The following is a 15,402-nucleotide window of genomic DNA, read 5'->3' on the forward strand; positions in this document are numbered from 1 at the left end:
GTCATCCCTCCACCAGACGGTTCTCGATGAGGAACGCGGCCAGCCGCTCGCCGGCGTTCCCGTCGTCCTCGATCGTGATGCCCGCCCCTCGCGGCGGCTTCGCTTCCACCGCCGTCATGATGGACTGCGGAGCCGATGTCGGATCGACCTCGACGCCGAGCTCGGCGAGCGTCACGGATTCGAACGGCTTCTTCTTGGCCGCCATGATGCCCTTGAAATTGGGGAATCGGGCATCCGGAAGCGCCTCGGTGATCGAGATCACCGCCGGTAGCTGCGCCGAGACCGTGGCGGACCCGTGATCGGTCGTCCGCGTCCCGGATGCCGCGTTGTCCGAGAGGACGACCGATGACAGTCCCGTCACCGCGGGGACTCCCAGGTGCTCGGCGAGCATCGCAGGAAGCACGCCGCCGGATCCGTCCGTCGACATGTTGCCGGTGATCACGAGATCGAAGCCGACCCGGCGCACGGCCGCGGCGAGCACGCGAGCAGTCACCCCGAGATCCGCACCGGCGAGCTGCTCGTCGACGACCTGCAGAACGCTCGCGGCGCCCATCGAAAGCGCCTTGCGGAGCGTGGCCGACGCCGCTTCAGAGGCCATCGATACGACGACGACCTCGGTCTCCGGATGCGCGTCCACGTGGGACAGCGCGACTTCGAGCGCGCGCTCGCTGATCTCATCCAGAACCCGTTCCGACGCCTCGCGATCGGCGAGCCCTGTCTGCAGGTTCAGCTTGCGGTCTCCGTAGGTGTCGGGGACCTCCTTGACCAGCACGACGATCCTCACCGGACTGCCCCGCACACAGAAGGATCGACTCTCGTCCGGCCGCGGGTCATGCGACGCCCAAAGACCGTGCGATCACGAGAAGCTGGACCTCGCTGGTGCCCTCCCCGATCTCGAGGATCTTGGAGTCCCGGAAGTGGCGCGCGACGGGGTACTCGTTCATGAAGCCGTTTCCCCCGAACACCTGCGTGGCATCCCGGGCGTTGTCCATTGCGGCGTCGCTGGCGGCGAGCTTGGCGATCGCCGCCTCGGTCTTGAACGGAAGGCCCGCATCCCTGAGGCGTGCTGCCTGCAACCACGCGAGCCGGGCGGTGTGCACCCGTGCCTGCATCCGGGCGAGAAGGAACTGGATCCCCTGCCGGCTCGACAGAGGCTCCCCGAAGACCGTCCGCTTCTTCGCGTAGTCCACGGCGGCTTCGAGACATCCTTCCGCGGCTCCGGTCGACAACGCCGCGATGGCGATGCGCCCTTCGTCGAGGATGTGCAGGAAGGCGGCAAAGCCCCGACCTCGCTCGCCGAGCAGGTTGGAAACAGGCACGCGAGCATCCGCGAAGGTCAGCGGATGCGTGTCCGACGCATGCCAGCCGACCTTGTCGTACGCAGGCTCGACCGTGAAACCCGGAGTGCCGCTGGGCACGATGATCGTCGAGATCTCCTTGCCGCCGCCCTCGCGCTGACCCGTCACCGCCGTGATGGTGACGAAGCGCGTGATGGCCGTTCCGGAGTTGGTGATGAACTGCTTGGATCCGTTGATGACCCATTCGTCGCCGTCGAGGACGGCGGTCGTGCGGGTCGCGCCGGCGTCGGAACCGGCTTCGGGCTCGGTGAGACCGAACCCGCCGAGCGTCTTGCCGGACAGTAGCGAAGGGAGGAATTCCTGCTTCTGCTCCTCGGTGCCGAACCGGTAGATCGGCATCGCGCCGAGACTGACCCCGGCTTCGAGCGTGATGGCGATCGACTGATCGACGCGGCCGAGCGCCTCGATGGCCAGGCAGAGGGCGAGGTAGTCGCCGCCCTGACCGCCGTACTGCTCGGCGAAAGGCAGCCCGAACAGGCCGAGGTCGCCCATCTGCGCTACAACGTCGAGCGGAAGGGTCTTCGTTCGGTCGGCCTCGTACGCGACCGGCGCGACCACCTCGTCGGCGAACTCGCGCACCATGTTCGCGAGCTCGACGTGCTCCTCGCTCAATCCGTATGTGGTCAGCTCGATCGTCACCAGTACCCCGCTTCGTTGAGAAGTATTACCGTGCGTGCTTTTCCATCGTAGGCGGTTCGGCTTTCCAGAGGATCTGACGTATCGGGCCGTCGTGCGACTTCGACTCGATGAACGCATAGGACTCTCGAACGATCTGCTCGAGGATCCGCAGATCCACGTCGCTCAACCGTTTGATGTAGATGCAATACCCCGTCTCGGAATGCTTGCCCAATTGAGCCAGAAGCTCCGGATGCCGGGCTGTGCCATCCATCAGGTACACGGTCGTCCGGGCTTTTCGCGGATAGAAGCCGATGGTGTGACCGTCGCCTTCGCGCCCGCTGTCGTACTTGTAGTGGTAGGTGCCGAACCCGATCGTGCCGGCGTTCCACAACGTCGGCTCCTGCCCGCTGATCCGCCGCATCATTTCGATCAGCGTCCCGGCGTCCTTCGCCGTCCGCTCATCAAGTGAAGCGATGTAGTCCTCGACTGAGCGGTCGCCCTCGGCTGTCATGCCCTCCATTGTGCTCGCGCAGCGGCACCTGCCCCACCCCCGACATCCCTGGGGGGCTTCGCGCTCATCCACCGACTCGCAGCCGTTCGTAATTCCGGAACTTTCTACGTCGCGATGGGCAAGCCCCGGATCCGATCAGGGATTTCTTCGCGTTGGGTCGCCTGGCAACCTCATCCGCCACACAAAGTCCGGAATTGCGAACGGCGCGACTGGGCTCGAGCATCTGCTTCACGCCGCGTCCAAGCGCGAGGAGTAGTCCGGCCCGCCGGCTGAACACTCCGCGCCCGGAGCCGATCGCCCCTGGCTAGAGGAGACCGAGTTGCGACAGGATGCCGAGCTCGTCGGTCGACCCCCAGCGGTCGGACATCTTGCCGTCACGGAAGCCGACCACTTGCACATTGCGCACAGTGAACCGCTTTCCCGTCGGAGCGTGACCGAGGAATTCACCCGTGTGCGTACCCGACAGGTTCATGATCGTGATGAACTTGGTCGGCGTCACGATCGTCTCGATGATCTCGCGATCGAGGTCGGTGAAGGCCTTGCCGAACTGCTCCCAGAACCAGGCCATCCCGGTCGGGCCGACGGGTTGGCCGGCTGCAGGATCGTGATCTGTGAAGTCCGACGTAAAACGCTCCTCCTCGGGCAACGACGCGTCCCGCATTCGCTGCATCGCATCGATCGTGGCCTGTCCGCCTTCGGCGATTTCGGTTGGCATGATCGTCACTCCCTTCGACGCGCCACAAGCTGGCGCTCTTCCTGTCTACTCCGATGGCTCGGAAGGCGGCCCGCGCGGTCCACGCATCCCGGCTGATTCATAGCTGATTACCGAGGCCACCGGGCCTGGGCCCCGGCGAAAAGAGGGTGCATCGAATCCATCGCGTGTCCTTGGCGCGAAAGCCGTTCGTCCTCAGCCCGGAATCCAGCCGAATCTGAGCTCCGCGTGGCGCTCAGCGCTCGATGAGGGCGGCCCCGATGGCCGCGACCGGGGAGCCTTCCGTAAGCAACTGGACGCGACCGGGCAGGTCCAGTCGTCCGAGGAAGGGAGCTTCGCGGCCCCAACGCGTGAGCACGCCCTGAATATCGGCGAGCAGCGGCTGTCCTATGCGACTCACGCCTCCCCCGATGACCACGGTGTCCGCATCGACGGTCAGCACGAGTGTGCGCACGGCGGATGCGATTCCTTCCGCAAGACCCGCTCTGATGCGGGAGGCTTTCGGATCGCCGGCGTCCGCCGCGTCGAATACGGATCGGACCGGCAGTGGGTCGCCGGCATGCCATTGGCGGGCAACGCCGAAGCCGCTCGCGACCGTTTCGAGGCAGCCTCGCTGGCCGCAGCCGCAGAGCACGCCCGCGGGGTCGACCGGAAGGTGACCGATCTCACTGGCGATGCCGGTGCCGCCCGTCCAGAGGCGGCCATCCATGACGATCGCTGCGGCCATACCGCTGCCGACGTTGAGGTAAGCCATCGTGCCGTGCCCACCCAGAGAATTGCTCGCGCCGAGCGCAGCGGCTCGCACGTCGTTCTCGATGCGAACGTCGATGCCCAGTCGGTCGATCAGCTCCGCTCCGAGTTCGAGGTGTTCGATGCCGAGATTGACCGCGTGATCCACGCGGCCTGATGCACGGTTCACCATCCCGGGGATCCCGATGCCGACGGAGTCGAACCGATTGACGGGGACTCCGGTGAGCGCGCTGATGCCGGCGACGGCGGTGGCGGCGGTCTCGATAACCGCCACCGGTCCGAAGCCGCTGGGCACGCGCATCCGTTCGACGGGTCTGCCGCGGTCATCCACGGCCACCGCGTCCACTTTGGTGCCGCCGATGTCGAGTCCTACTCTCACGGGACGGCCCTACCCGACGGTGACGGCGATGGGGCGCCAGTCGATCTCGGAGGACTGGAACCAGGTCCAGCCACGGCTGTGCCACACGGCGGACTGGTCGGCGAGCCGGCCGGCGTAGTCGTCCCAGTCTGTGGCTCCCCGTTCCGCCCAGGCGGTTTCGGCTGCACCGGGCAGCCGGGGCAGCAGGAGGAATTCGAGGTCGTCCCGGTCGCGCACGGTCTCGCACCAGACGGCAGCCTCTACGCCGACGAGTCGCTCCTCGTCGTCGACGCCGGGGGTGACATCGACGGGGTCCCACTCGATGAAGTCGCGCAGCGTCGCGGCCGGGTAGACGGGCAGGCCGAGGCGCGCGCGGCGCTCCTCCTGCTCGGGGTCCGCGGATGCGGCGGCGTGTGGTCGGTCGAAGTAGGCGCGGCTGGCAGGCGACACGAGAATCGATGCGCCCTTGTCGATGGCCCGCCTGGTGTCACCCTCGGCTTTGGCGAGCATCTCGAATAGGACGGGCATGAACTCGGGCGGCATCATCGCCATCGCTCCCTCGGAGTCGAGGTTGCCGCCGAGGTCGCCGAGGTCGATCCAGTACTGCACGATGTCGTCGCCGCCGATGTCGGCCCGCGAGATCTCCTGCCAGCCGATGACGCGGCGACCCCGCTCTTTGACGAGACGCGCGGCGCGGTCGACGAAGCGCGCGTGGGCCTCATCGGGCATCCCGAACGCTTCGTCACCGCCGAGGTGGAGGTGCGCGCTCGTCGGAAACCGAGCGGCCAGTTCTGTCACGACATCCTCGACGAAACGCCACGTGAGGTCGTGGTCCGGGTCCAGAGTGCCGATCGGCACGGCTGTGGACTCGAACACCGGCGGCGCGGTGCGCAACGCGGGGTACGCGGTGAACACGGCCGAGACGTGGCCGGGCATGTCTGCTTCGGGCACCACGGTGACGAACCGTGCGGCAGCGTAGGCCACGAGCTCGTCGAGTTCTTCGTTGGTGTAGTGCTCCGACTGGCCGGGAGTGAGTTCCGGCCAGCCGGAGATCGGGATGCGCCACGCCTGATCGTCGGTCAGGTGAAGGTGCAAGACGTTCAGCTTGTACAGCGAGCACATGTCGATCACGCGGCGTACGGTTTCGGCCGGATGGAAGCAGCGCGCCACATCCAGCGAAAGTCCCCGCCAGGCGAAGCGCGGAACGTCCACGATGCTGACGGCCGGGATCGCCCACACCTCGTCCTCGCGCGTCGCAGCGGCGATGAGCTGCCGCAGCGACGTGAGACCACGGTGGATGCCCTCGGCGGTCGGCGACCAGACCCGGATGCCGTCCGCCGCGACGGACAGTCCGTAACGCTCATCCGCATCCCCTCGACCATCGGCGCGGACGCCGGCCGGAGCCGGGAGCTCCTCGAGCCCGAAGCCGTCGATGACGATTTCGATCGCGCCCTTCTCGCCGACCGGCGCGGGGCGCAGACCCAGCTCCGTGTCGACGAGGACGTCACGAACGAACAGCTGTGCCAGTGACAGGAGGTCGTTGGGCGCGACCACGGCATCGCCGGTTCGCAAAGCGAATGTGCCCTGACCGGCGTCGACGCGCCGCGGCAGAGGAATGAGGGAAGGCATTACGGAGGACCTGACGGCTAGCGGACGGACTTGATCGGGAGGATGGCGAGCGCGCCGAGAAGCGCCAGCGCAATACCCACGGGGAACAACGCGGCGTAGCCGGCGACGACGACGATCGCACCGCTCAGGAACGGGCCGACTGTCTGCGGGAGGGTGGCGGCGATGTTCAGCACGCCGAGGTCTTTGGCGTACGAGTTCGCCGACGGGAGCAGGTCTGCCATCAGAGCGCCGTCGACGGACATGTAGGCGCCAAACCCGAAGCTGCTCACAAGCGTGAACAGGATCATGCCGATCAGAGTCGGCGAGACCAGCGGGATGGCCATACCGACAGCCATCACGACGGATGCGACGATGACGAAGACCTTGCGACGACCGAGGCGGTCGGACAACGGGCCGGAGAAGCTCATCGTCACGATCACACCGAGGAGGTTCACGATGCCGAGAAGTGCGACAACTCCGGCGGCCTTCGAGCCGAGGCCGATGTAGTCCTGCAGCACATAGAGCTGGTACCCGGTGACAGCGAAGTATCCGGTGTAAAGGAGGATGCGGCCGAGGAAGCCCCAGAAGAAGTCCCGGTGCTTGCGGGGGCTCACCCAGAAGGTGCGCAGGAACACGCCCAGAGAGAAGGGTTCGTTCACCTGGTCGCGCGTTGACTGGTCCGGGCAGAAGACGACGAACAGGGCGATGACCACCAGCATGATGCCGGGGAGGATGAAGTAGCCGGCCTGGATGTTCTGCGCAAACGACGCACCGGCGACCTGGCCGGCGATGACACCGATCATCGTTCCCAGGCCGAGGAGTGAAGAGAACAAGCCGCGGATGACGGTCGGCACGCGGTCGGGCATCAGTGCGGTCAACGGACTGATCACGAAGTTGAGGGTCAGCTGCACGATCGCCCAGGCGATGACGAGCTGGGCGACTCCGTTGGCGAAGCCCATCCCCACGAGGGCGAGGCCGGTCGCAATGGAACCGAAGACCAGATACGGGGCGCGCCGGCCGAAGCGACTGCGCGTGCGATCGGAGATCAGACCTGCGATCGGGCTGGCGATCATTGCCACGAAGGCGCCGACGCCGGTGACGATCGCGAGATTGGCCGCCTTGTGCGTCTCATCGATGCCCTGCACCTGCAGTGGCAGCAGGATGTTGGGCACCGCGCCGACGACGAGGTACACCCCCACGTACACGGGCACGATGAAACCGACCAGGCGTCGCACCGGTCCGGTGAGTCGCTCGCGCCTGGGCGCCTTGTCGGGGAGCAGACTCTGCTCCGCCGCGATGGCAGGGTTCGACATTGAACAACCTTTCTATATCTGACAGGTGTAAGATATAGGGAGCGTAAGGGATACCCTTGGCAAAGGCAAATTCTCCGCGGAAGGGACGACGTGGCTCGACGACTCAGCGTGGAAGCACGCAGGAAAGAGATCGTGTCGACCGCGCAGGACCTCATCGTGCGCAAGGGATACCGCGACCTCAGCCTCCGCGAGGTCGCGCGTGAATGCGGGATGAGCGCACCCGGGCTCATCCACCACTTCCCAACCTTGGACAGCCTCCTCGAGGCCGTGCTCGAGCACCGCGACGAGACCGACCTCGCAGCCATCGGGGCAGGGGATGCGACTGACCTCACGCTCGCCGACGTGATCGACTCAGCGATCAACTATTACGCGGAGCGGCCCGACGACCAGCGGATGTTCGATGCACTCGAGACGGAAGCTCTCGACCCGACCCACCCGGCACATGAATGGTTCGTGAAGCGAAACGAGCAGGTCACCGAAAGACTTCGGCCGCTTCTCGAAAAAGAGTTCGCAGACCCCGAGACCGCCCTGCGACTCCTCCGGTACCTTCTCGACGGCATGCGTCTCAACCGCGCGCAGAACCCCGATCAGCCCAACTTCGCCGTCGAAGCGAAGACGATCTACGCGGTCCTGCAACACGGTCTCGAAGGCGTTTAGCTCGGCTCGCCTGCGCTCTTAACGGCCCAATCCTCTGCCGATGGCGACGAAAACCTCAGTGCGGAGACGGTGGGATTTGAACCCACGGTGCCCTGTAAAGGGCACTCCACCTTAGCAGGGTGGTGCACTAGGCCGAACTATGCGACGTCTCCTGAGCGCCCGGATTGCAGACGCACGACAGCAATCATAACGGACGCGTGCGGCTGCTCCGGTCACCTGATTCTCAGGTGCGCGCGTCAGACCCCGGAGGCCCCGTAGTTGTGCATCAGGCCGGCCAGCGACGAGAAGATGGCGGATGCCCAGATGATCCCGATCACGATCGAGAGGGCGTAGAGCGCGATCGCCAGCCAGATCGGAGCGAGGCCCTTGCCGGGCGCCACCTTGCGCACGATGACCGAGCGGCCGATCACGTACACCAGGAAGCCGGACGACAGGAAAGTGAAGAACGACCACGCCCAGTGGAAGGGCCGCTCGACCCCTTTGCGGAGGAGATCGCGGTGGTCGAGATAGGCGAACACCACGACGAGCACGTTCGCGAGGAAGCTGACCGCGATGAGGACGAAGTAGAACGGGCTGGCGAAGAAGCCGGGCTCGGCGAACGCGCGGAACTGACCGTCCGGGGTCTGCACGATCGAGAGACCGCTCAGCGGGTTCCAGAACGGCAGGATCAGGATGCTCAGGAACGGGAGCACCACGATCAGCCAGATCCACGGGTTGTAGATCCGCGCGTCGGCGGCGAGCTTCGGACGCTCCGGCGCCGCGGTGGCCTGGGTGTACACGGTCGTGTCAACGTACGGCTGGGCGGGGAGCGCCGTCGGCGTCGGTTGCGGGGCCGGCGGCACGGGCGGCGCCACGGGCGGCCGCGGGTTGGGAGCGTAGTGCTCCGTCCATTGCGCGCCGTCCCACCAGCGCAGCTGCAGAGTGTTGTCCGGGTCGGCGTACCAGCCGGCCGGGACCTGTCCGTCGGTGTTGCTCATCGCGCGCGCCTCCGCTTCTTGTCGCCGGCGGCGACCATTCGGCTCGATCGTAACGCCGGAGACCTTTGGATCTTCCGAGCATCCTATCGGTCGCCCTCGGACCGCCGGCGGGCAGGCGCGCTGGTCGGGCGGTCCGCCTATTCGTCTGCGTCGAGGCGCTTGCCGCGCATGACGATCAGCGGGTCAGGGCGTCTCGCGACCAGCGGGTCCTTGCCGTCGTAGTCGAACTGGCCCAGGAAGTAGCGCATGGCATTGACGCGTGCGCGCTTCTTGTCGTTCGAGCGCACGATCGTCCACGGCGCATGTCGCTTGTCGGTGCGGCGGAACATCTCCTCCTTGGCCGCCGTGTAGTCGTCCCACCTGTCGAGTGAGGCGATGTCCATCGGGGAGAGCTTCCACCGCCGCACCGGATCGAGCTGGCGCATGGCGAAGCGGGTGCGCTGCTCCGTGCGGGACACCGAGAACCAGAACTTCGTGAGGTGGATGCCCGAATCGATCAGCATCTTCTCGAACGCGGGAGCCTGCGTCATGAAGGTCTCGTACTCCTCGTCGGTGCAGAACCCCATCACCCGCTCGACATTCGCCCGGTTGTACCAGGAGCGGTCGAACATCACGATCTCGCCGACAGTCGGCAGATGCTGCACGTACCGCTGGAAGTACCACTCGCCCCGCTCACGGCTGTTCGGCTTCGACAGCGCGACCACCCGGGAGGTGCGCGGGTTGAGGTGCTCGGTGAACCGTTTGATGGTCCCTCCCTTGCCGGCCGCGTCGCGACCCTCGAAGACGATGACGGCGCGGCGGTCGTTGTCCTCGAGCCAGTACTGGAACTTCAGCAACTCCACCTGCAGCTGGTACTTCTCGAGTTCGTACTGTTCGCGGGTCATCCGCTCCGAGTAGGGGTATCCCTCCTGCCAGGTGTAGACCGGGTTCCCCTCGGGGTCGATCAGGTCGGGATCGGGAGTGTGCCCGCCCTGCACCGTGTACCCGGTCTCGCGCAGGTATTCGATGTACTCGCGGAGGTTCGTCGGTATCTCGTCGGCCATGGTTCCTACTCTCTACCTATGACCCCTCGCATCGCCAACATCACCTTCCATGCCGAGGATCCCGCCGCGCTCGCCCGGTTCTGGTGTGCTGTCATGGGCTACCCCGAGTGGACCGCGTGGTCTCCCGAAGACGAGGCGGCATTGCGGGAGGCAGGACTGGACGACGATGATCTCGCGGAGCGCGCGGAGGCCTGGGACGAGAATCCGGATCACCAGCGCTTCTACTTCACCCGGTACCACCACGAGCGGCGGCAGCGGAACCGGATGCACATCGACCTCACACCGTTCGAGGACCGCCGCGCTTCCCAGGCCGAGTTGGAGGCCGAACGCGATCGGCTCGTCGCCCTGGGTGCGACGGAGGAGAAGACCCTCAGCGGGTCATGGGGGCCGTTCGAGGAATTTGCGATCATGATGCGGGACCCGGAAGGAAACGAGTTCTGCCTGCAGTGATGCGTCGCCGACGGACGTAAGGTGAGATCGTGAAGCGCAGCTGGCTGTTTCTGGTGCCCGGAGTGATCCTGACCGCGATCGGGTTGGTGTGGACCCTGCAGGGGCTCAACGTCCTGAGAGGTTCGGCGATGAGCGGTTCGTCCCTGTGGGCCACCATGGGTCCGATCGTTCTCCTGATCGGGTTGGTGCTGATCGCGATCGCGATCGTCCGCCGCCGCCGCCGAACGCGCTGATCAGCGCCGCACCCCCTGGCTCGGCCAGAGGCACGCTGACCTGGCCCGAGTAGGCCAGTGCTGTTGCCGTAGAGTGCATCGCGTGAATGATGCTTCGGGCGCGTGGTTCCTGAGCCGCGCCGAACGGGGAAATCCGGCCACAGACGTGCAGGCCGGCGAGGCCGGTTCGCCGTCCTGGTCGGAGGGCAACCTCGTGAAGCCGCTGATCCATGGAGCGACCTATTTCGCCCGGCTCCATCAGGAGCTGTCGGGCCTGCAGCGCGGAGACCGCGTCTGGTTCACCGACTGGCGTGGCGACGCCGACGAGCGGCTGTTGAAGGACGGACCGTCGATCGGAGATCTGCTCGCAGAGTTGGCCCACGCGGGAGTGGAGGTGCGCGGTCTTGTCTGGAGGTCCCACGGAGAACGCGTCTCGGCCCCGATCAGCGGCCGATCGAACGAGCACCTCGGTCGTCGGATCAACGACGCCGGTGGCGAGGCCCTGCTCGATCAGCGAGTGCGCAAGTTCGGCTCCCATCACCAGAAACTCTTCGTCATCCGGCACCATGACGACCCGTCGGGCGATGTCGCTTTCGTCGGCGGGATCGACCTTTGCCACAGCCGTCGAGACGACGCCGACCACGCGGGCGACCCGCAAGCGCTGAAAATGGATCCCCGGTACGGGAGACGACCCCCGTGGCACGACGCAACACTCGAGCTGCGTGGCCCGGTGGTGGCCGACCTGCTGGCCACGTTCGCTGAACGATGGAACGACCCCAACCCGCTCGACAGACGCACGCCCTACCGGATGCTGCAGCAACGACTGGCCCGCATGCCCCGCCATCCCAAGCCGCTCCCCGAGGCTGCCCCGCCACCCCCACCGATCGGCCCTCACGCGGTGCAGGTGCTGCGAACCTACGGCCGCAAGCGACCGCCGTTCCCGTTCGCTCCCACGGGTGAGCGCAGTATCGCCCGCGCATACGCGAAAGCCTTCGCCCGCGCCCGATCGCTGATCTATATCGAGGACCAATACATGTGGTCGACAGAGGTCGCCGCCGGTATCGCCCAAGCCCTCGAACGCAACCCGTCATTGAACGTGATCGTCGTGGTGCCCCGTTACCCCGCCTCCAACGGCCCCCTCGCAGGACCGCCCAGCCGGATCGGGCAACTGCGCGCGCTCCGGATGCTCCGCCAGACCGCGCCGCACCGAGTCGGGGTGTTCAACCTGGAGAACAGCGCCGGAACTCCGATCTACGTTCACGCCAAGGTCTGCATCGTGGACGACACCTGGCTCACGTGCGGCTCCGACAACTTCAACCGTCGATCGTGGACCACCGACAGCGAACTCACCTGCGCCGTCATCGACACCAGCGCTCACGCGCAGGAACCATCCGGCACACGCGCCGGCGACGACCACGAGGACGGGCTCGCACGCGACCTCCGCCTCCGACTCTGGGCCGAGCACCTCAGCGTGGACCGGAACGACCCCCGGCTTCTCGACCCCGCGGCCGGCCTCGAACTCTGGAACACCGCCGCCGACGCTCTCGACCACTGGCACGAAACCGCCCACCACTCACCCCGACCCGACGGTCGCGTGCGCCACCACGTTCCCGAACCCGTCTCACGCATCCAACGACTCTGGGCCGACCCCGTCAACCGCATCCTCATCGACCCGGACGGCCGCCCCCGCCGGCTACGAGGCACAACCCGGTTCTAGCCGCACCGATGCAGCGAGCCATTGACGGGCGTGGGAGGAAAGCGAGATGAGAGAACGCATCCTCGACCTGGTCTTCCTCGTCGGCGTCGTGTTCAAGGGCCTCGACGGCCTCGTCGAAGTGATCGGTGGAACGCTGCTGCTCTTCGTCACCCCGGCCCAACTGCTCGGAGCCGCCAATGCCGCGACGGCCGAGGAACTATCCGAGGATCCGCACGACCTCATCGCAAACCTGATCATCCACGGGGCCTCCCGTCTCCACGCTGGGGGTGAGTTGTTCATCGCCGCGTATCTGCTGATGCACGGCGTGGTCAAGGTCGCGATCGTGGTCGCCCTGCTGATCGGGACGCGACGCGTTTACCCGTGGGCAATGGCCGCGCTCGGAGCGTTCCTGGTCTTCCAGGTCTACGAGCTGTTCACCCATCCGTCCCTGGGCGTGGCCGTCCTCACGGTGTTCGACGCGGTGATCATCTGGCTCACCTGGCGCGAATGGCGACGCAACCGCGAACTGCGCAACACCTGGCGCGGGACCCTCGACTGGGTCTTCCGCCGCCCTGCTCAGAGCTGACCGCAAGCGAGCCTCCCTGCCGAGCGCGTAGGCTCCAGATCCAGAAGGTGAGCGATGCGATGAGCGACCTGGCGATAGCTGTTATCGCGCTCCTCGTATTGGGCTGGTCCGTCGTCTCTGATCGGCTCGCGAAATGGAACGTCACCGGTCCACTGCTATTCACTGCAGCCGGATTCCTCTTGGCGAACGATCAGTGGGGCTCCGCAGGAATCTTCTCGTGCCGTCACGGCTCCTCGGCATAGGACTCCCGGTGACCGTCATTCTGGGCAGCGTTACCGCGGCGTGGCTTTTTCACGACTTCGCCTGGGCTCTCGCCGGTTTCGTGGGTGCGGCTCTTGCCCCCACTGATGCAGCCCTCAGTTCACAAGTCATCAACGACGAGGCCCTTCCCATGAGCGTTCGCCGTGCGCTCAACGCAAGCTTCGCGCTGACGATAACGATCGATGGCAACGGCTTCGTCGCCGCTTTCGCCGCCGGCATCACTTTCGGATCGGCACTGCCCAGAAGGCTTCCGAACCGGGATACGCTCGCTGAGCTCCCCGAACTCGGAGGCGAACTCTTAGCGCTGGTCGTCTGGTTCTTCTTCTGAGCAGTCCTCGTCCCTCTCGCCTTCGAGCATTTCTCGCTGACCGTCGTCCTCTATGCGGTCCTGAGCTTGACCGTGATCCGCATTGTTCCTGTAACGATCGCACTCATCAGGACGCCCGAGGATCGAGCAACGGTGCTGTTCATGGGATGGTTCGGCCCACGCGGCCTTGCGTCAGTGGTATTCGCGCTCCTCGCGATCGTACAACTGGGAGCATCCGACGTGGTCGCTACGGCCGTTTCAGCCGTCACCGTAACGGTGCTTCTCAGCGTGATCACACGGGGTTTCAGCGCGCCCGCTCGGCCGACGATTCGAACGTCGCGAACGAGGCCCGGCGGTGCCCACGGATGCTCCGCGGGCACGAAAACGCGCGCACGACTGATGCCCCTCGTCGGCACGCGGCCTAGGACCGGAGCTCCCGCCGACGCCGCTCGAAATACGCGATCTCGGCGGAGTTCTCCGCGAGCGCGCTCGCGGCACCGTACGCCTCCCGCGCCTCGGCGTCCCGGCCGAGACGTCCGAGCAACAGCGCCCGAGCCGCATGGAAGGGGTGATACCCGTTGAGCTCGTCCGCGAGCCGGTCGACCAGTGCGAGTCCCCTGGCGGGGCCGTCGCACTCGCCGACCGCGATGGCCCGGTTGAGCTGCACGATCGGAGAAGGGTCGAGCGCCACCAGCTGATCGTAGAGCGAGACGACCTGCGCCCAGTCGGTCGCTGTGCCGTCGGTGTGCACCGCGTTGATCGCGGCCAACAACTGATACCGCCCGGGCGCGCGACCGGAAGCCAGCCGCTCGCGGACCAGGGCGTGCCCCTCGGAGATGAGCGCAGCATCCCACAAGGCCCTGTCCTGCTCGCCGAGCGGGACCAGCTCACCCGACGGCGAGACGCGCGCCCTACGACGCGCCTCGGTCAGCAGCATCAGCCCCAGCATCCCGGTGACCTCACCGTTCGCCGGCAGCAGCTCGCGCAGCAACCGGGTGAGGCGGATGGCCTCTGCTGTGAGCTCCTCACGCACCGGCGGTGTATCGGGCCCCGACGCCAGGTAGCCCTCGTTGAAGATCAGGAACAGCACGGCCAGCACCCCCGACACCCGGGCGGGCAGATCGACGGCGGCAGGCATGCGATACGGGATGCCGCTCGCCGTGATCTTCGATTTCGCGCGTGTGATGCGGGCGCCCATCGTCGTGTCCTGCACGAGGAACGCGTTCGCGATCTCCGGCACGGTCAGGCCGCCGACCATGCGGAGCGTCAGGGCGATCCGCGCCTCCATCGCGAGGGCCGGGTGGCAGCAGATGAAGATCAGCCGCAGTCGATCGTCGTCGATGACGCCGAGCGGCTCCTGCTCGGTGTCGTACACGAGCATCGCCTCCCTGTGTCTGGCATCGCGCGTGCTCTCGCGCCTGATCCTGTCGATCGCCTTCCGCGTCGCCGTCGTCGTCAGCCACGCGCCCGGTGCCGGCGGGATGCCGTCCTCCGGCCACCGCTCTGCTGCGGTTGCGAAGGCCTCTGCGGCTGCGTCCTCTGCGGTGTCGAGGTTGGTGAAGCGCTTGGCGAGCGTCGCGACGACCCGCGCCCACTCCTCGCGGTGGGCACGGGTCAGCGCGTCGCGGACGTCGCTCACTCGGGCGGCGGAAGAACCCGACGAATCTCGAGGCGGCGGTTGCAGGCTCTCGAGCCCTCCGCCGTCAGCTTCAGGGCGACGTCGAGGTCGGGGGCCTCGATGATCCAGAACCCCGCCGCCCATTCCTTCGCCTCCACGAACGGGCCGTCGGTGAACACCGGCTCGTCGCCGCGGCCGTCGACGACGGTCGATGCGGTCGGGTCGGCCAGGCCGGCCGCGAACACCCAGTTCCCGCCGGCCACCAGCTTCTCGTTGAACGCGTCGATCGCGACAGCCTCTTCGGCTGTCCCCGACTCGCTGCGGTCGTCGATGACATTGACCAAGTACTGCATGCCGTCGATCCTCT

General features: G+C 66.5%; 17 protein-coding genes and 1 tRNA gene. 6 read left to right on the plus strand and 12 right to left on the minus strand.

All coding sequences use genetic code 11. The features are described 5' to 3' along the window. Position 1: 1 nt before the first annotated feature. From ACFVV5_RS15375 to ACFVV5_RS15405, 7 genes are all read right to left on the minus strand, one after another. On the minus strand, positions 2 to 784 hold the full coding sequence (locus tag ACFVV5_RS15375; RefSeq protein WP_387245828.1) for an electron transfer flavoprotein subunit beta/FixA family protein: 783 nt from the start codon (positions 782 to 784) through the stop codon (positions 2 to 4). Between the two features lie 46 nt (positions 785 to 830). After that, positions 831 to 1,985: an acyl-CoA dehydrogenase family protein gene (locus ACFVV5_RS15380; protein WP_387245955.1), complete on the minus strand. Its 1,155-nt coding sequence runs from the start codon at positions 1,983 to 1,985 to the stop codon at positions 831 to 833. Positions 1,986 to 2,022: 37 nt separating this feature from the next. Beyond that, positions 2,023 to 2,487 (minus strand): DUF1801 domain-containing protein, encoded by a 465-nt coding sequence (locus ACFVV5_RS15385; protein ID WP_387245830.1) that lies wholly within the window; start codon positions 2,485 to 2,487, stop codon positions 2,023 to 2,025. A 304-nt stretch (positions 2,488 to 2,791) separates the two neighbouring features. Then, positions 2,792 to 3,202: an ester cyclase gene (locus tag ACFVV5_RS15390; protein ID WP_387245832.1), complete on the minus strand. Its 411-nt coding sequence runs from the start codon at positions 3,200 to 3,202 to the stop codon at positions 2,792 to 2,794. Positions 3,203 to 3,434: 232 nt separating this feature from the next. After that, on the minus strand, positions 3,435 to 4,328 hold the full coding sequence (locus ACFVV5_RS15395; protein WP_387245834.1) for an ROK family protein: 894 nt from the start codon (positions 4,326 to 4,328) through the stop codon (positions 3,435 to 3,437). A 9-nt stretch (positions 4,329 to 4,337) separates the two neighbouring features. Then, complete coding sequence (locus tag ACFVV5_RS15400) at positions 4,338 to 5,936, minus strand: beta-N-acetylhexosaminidase (RefSeq protein WP_387245836.1); 1,599 nt, start codon at positions 5,934 to 5,936, stop codon at positions 4,338 to 4,340. Positions 5,937 to 5,953: 17 nt separating this feature from the next. Further along, positions 5,954 to 7,228: an MFS transporter gene (locus tag ACFVV5_RS15405; RefSeq protein ID WP_387245838.1), complete on the minus strand. Its 1,275-nt coding sequence runs from the start codon at positions 7,226 to 7,228 to the stop codon at positions 5,954 to 5,956. Positions 7,229 to 7,336: 108 nt separating this feature from the next. Here ACFVV5_RS15405 and ACFVV5_RS15410 point away from each other — a divergent pair, with 108 nt between their 5' ends. Then, the gene (locus ACFVV5_RS15410; protein WP_387245840.1) at positions 7,337 to 7,885 is read left to right on the plus strand and encodes a TetR/AcrR family transcriptional regulator; all 549 of its coding nucleotides are present in this window, start codon (positions 7,337 to 7,339) and stop codon (positions 7,883 to 7,885) included. Positions 7,886 to 7,946: 61 nt separating this feature from the next. Here ACFVV5_RS15410 and ACFVV5_RS15415 read toward each other — a convergent pair. The 3 genes from ACFVV5_RS15415 to ppk2 all read right to left on the minus strand — a co-directional run bounded on the left by ACFVV5_RS15415 (position 7,947) and on the right by ppk2 (position 9,905). Then, positions 7,947 to 8,037: transfer RNA gene (locus tag ACFVV5_RS15415), tRNA-Ser, on the minus strand. Positions 8,038 to 8,121: 84 nt separating this feature from the next. Continuing rightward, positions 8,122 to 8,862 carry a DUF2510 domain-containing protein gene (locus ACFVV5_RS15420; protein ID WP_387245842.1) on the minus strand — a complete coding sequence of 247 codons (741 nt, stop codon included), beginning with the start codon at positions 8,860 to 8,862 and terminating at the stop codon, positions 8,122 to 8,124. A gap of 137 nt (positions 8,863 to 8,999) precedes the next feature. After that, positions 9,000 to 9,905, minus strand: coding sequence for a polyphosphate kinase 2 (gene ppk2 / locus ACFVV5_RS15425; RefSeq protein WP_387245844.1), 906 nt, complete (start codon positions 9,903 to 9,905; stop codon positions 9,000 to 9,002). Between the two features lie 18 nt (positions 9,906 to 9,923). Here ppk2 and ACFVV5_RS15430 point away from each other — a divergent pair, with 18 nt between their 5' ends. The 5 genes from ACFVV5_RS15430 to ACFVV5_RS15450 all read left to right on the plus strand — a co-directional run bounded on the left by ACFVV5_RS15430 (position 9,924) and on the right by ACFVV5_RS15450 (position 13,438). After that, positions 9,924 to 10,355 carry a VOC family protein gene (locus ACFVV5_RS15430; protein WP_387245846.1) on the plus strand — a complete coding sequence of 144 codons (432 nt, stop codon included), beginning with the start codon at positions 9,924 to 9,926 and terminating at the stop codon, positions 10,353 to 10,355. Positions 10,356 to 10,384: 29 nt separating this feature from the next. Next, positions 10,385 to 10,588 carry a hypothetical protein gene (locus tag ACFVV5_RS15435; protein WP_387245848.1) on the plus strand — a complete coding sequence of 68 codons (204 nt, stop codon included), beginning with the start codon at positions 10,385 to 10,387 and terminating at the stop codon, positions 10,586 to 10,588. A gap of 82 nt (positions 10,589 to 10,670) precedes the next feature. Continuing rightward, positions 10,671 to 12,284 carry a phospholipase D family protein gene (locus ACFVV5_RS15440; RefSeq protein ID WP_387245850.1) on the plus strand — a complete coding sequence of 538 codons (1,614 nt, stop codon included), beginning with the start codon at positions 10,671 to 10,673 and terminating at the stop codon, positions 12,282 to 12,284. 46 nt (positions 12,285 to 12,330) lie between these two features. After that, a complete protein-coding gene (locus tag ACFVV5_RS15445) occupies positions 12,331 to 12,849 on the plus strand; it encodes a DUF2127 domain-containing protein (RefSeq protein ID WP_387245852.1) in 519 nt (172 codons plus the stop codon). Between the two features lie 250 nt (positions 12,850 to 13,099). Further along, complete coding sequence (locus ACFVV5_RS15450; protein ID WP_387245854.1) at positions 13,100 to 13,438, plus strand: hypothetical protein; 339 nt, start codon at positions 13,100 to 13,102, stop codon at positions 13,436 to 13,438. A gap of 400 nt (positions 13,439 to 13,838) precedes the next feature. Here ACFVV5_RS15450 and ACFVV5_RS15455 read toward each other — a convergent pair whose 3' ends face one another. Both ACFVV5_RS15455 and ACFVV5_RS15460 read right to left on the minus strand, forming a co-directional pair. Next, positions 13,839 to 15,056, minus strand: coding sequence for an RNA polymerase sigma factor (locus ACFVV5_RS15455; RefSeq protein ID WP_387245856.1), 1,218 nt, complete (start codon positions 15,054 to 15,056; stop codon positions 13,839 to 13,841). Next, entirely contained in the window at positions 15,053 to 15,388 is a 336-nt protein-coding gene (locus ACFVV5_RS15460) for a YciI family protein (RefSeq protein ID WP_387245858.1), read from the minus strand. The genes ACFVV5_RS15455 and ACFVV5_RS15460 overlap by 4 nt, the downstream gene beginning before the upstream one ends. Positions 15,389 to 15,402: the final 14 nt, after the last annotated feature.

Source organism: Leifsonia sp. NPDC058248 (genome assembly GCF_042881905.1).
Taxonomy (GTDB): domain Bacteria; phylum Actinomycetota; class Actinomycetes; order Actinomycetales; family Microbacteriaceae; genus Leifsonia.